Annotated in this window: 1 protein-coding gene and 1 pseudogene; both read right to left on the reverse strand. The window is 60.7% G+C overall.

Features of this window, described 5'->3' with window-relative positions:
• Positions 1 to 297: 297 nt before the first annotated feature.
• Entirely contained in the window at positions 298 to 576 is a 279-nt protein-coding gene (locus NUV79_RS25195; RefSeq protein ID WP_257735809.1) for a hypothetical protein, read from the reverse strand.
• Between the two features lie 73 nt (positions 577 to 649).
• Positions 650 to 1,041 (reverse strand): annotated as a pseudogene (locus NUV79_RS25200) (metallophosphoesterase); the annotation flags it as partial.

The following is a 1,041-nucleotide window of genomic DNA, read 5'->3' on the forward strand; positions in this document are numbered from 1 at the left end:
CCCGTTGCGGAGGCGGTGAGCTTCCTGCTCCAAGGAAAGACGCGGGCGGCGAGCGGGGGTTCCTACCCGTTACAATCTGTAACAATCCGCTGGCTTGGCAGCGCTTTTGCCGTGCGGTGCAGTGGCCGTGCGCGGTAGTCGCGACCGAACGATGTTTGCTGGGTATCAGTCCGAGGGCGGTAATGACGAGCGGTCGTGCGGAGGAACTGCCGGACCTTTCGGTTTCGCGGCGACGGTGGCGACGCGAGGAAGTGCCGCCTAGGAGCGCGTCGCCGAGTTATCCCTTCACGGCCATTCTCAGCAGCCCGGTGGCCGAGTTTTGAGATATCGCTCCATAGCGCGTCGCGCTAGATCTGCCTCGTCCTCAGCGATTGGGATGAGGCTCACGACGATGTCGGCGAGCCGCAGCCGCTCCGAGTCAAAGTCGACATTATCTTTCAGCGACGCTTTGATTTGATGCCAGGCCGCGTCGAGTGCGGCTTCTGCTCGCGCTATGTCGACCGGATCATTCAAAGAAGAGAAAGTCATTTCTGGGCTCGGTTCAAAGTGACGATCGGATTCAAACCCGGCAAACACGTTGAATCCTAATCAATGACTGGGTTCAAGGGGAAGGCGCCCTACGCCACGGCTTCCCCTATGGAGAGCCAGATCAGACGAGAACGACGAGGCGCTCGTCAAATGCTGTGTTGCAGAACAGCGGGCCGGCGGGATTGCAAATAATGCGAGTGCCGTTCGGCCTTTGAATATTGACTGAGCGATGCACATGGCCGTGGATCCAAACCGCTGCTTTGCCTTGATCGGTCAAATCCGAAAGGTCTGATGCTGAGTTGCCTGCAGCCCAGGTCCCACGGTCGGGCTCGGCTATGCAGGCTGGGTGAGGGGCGTGGTGGGTGACAACGACCACGGGCATCGAGCCTGGCTGAGATAGAAGCTCTCCGAGCCTGGAACGCGACCGCGCATGCAGCCGGCGGGCATCACCGACTGTGATGAGATGACTGCCGCCGGCGTGCTGGACGTCCACCTGTTCGCCCGTTTCGGCGC

Source organism: Allobosea sp. 47.2.35 (genome assembly GCF_024655635.1).
Taxonomy (GTDB): Bacteria; Pseudomonadota; Alphaproteobacteria; order Rhizobiales; family Beijerinckiaceae; genus Allobosea.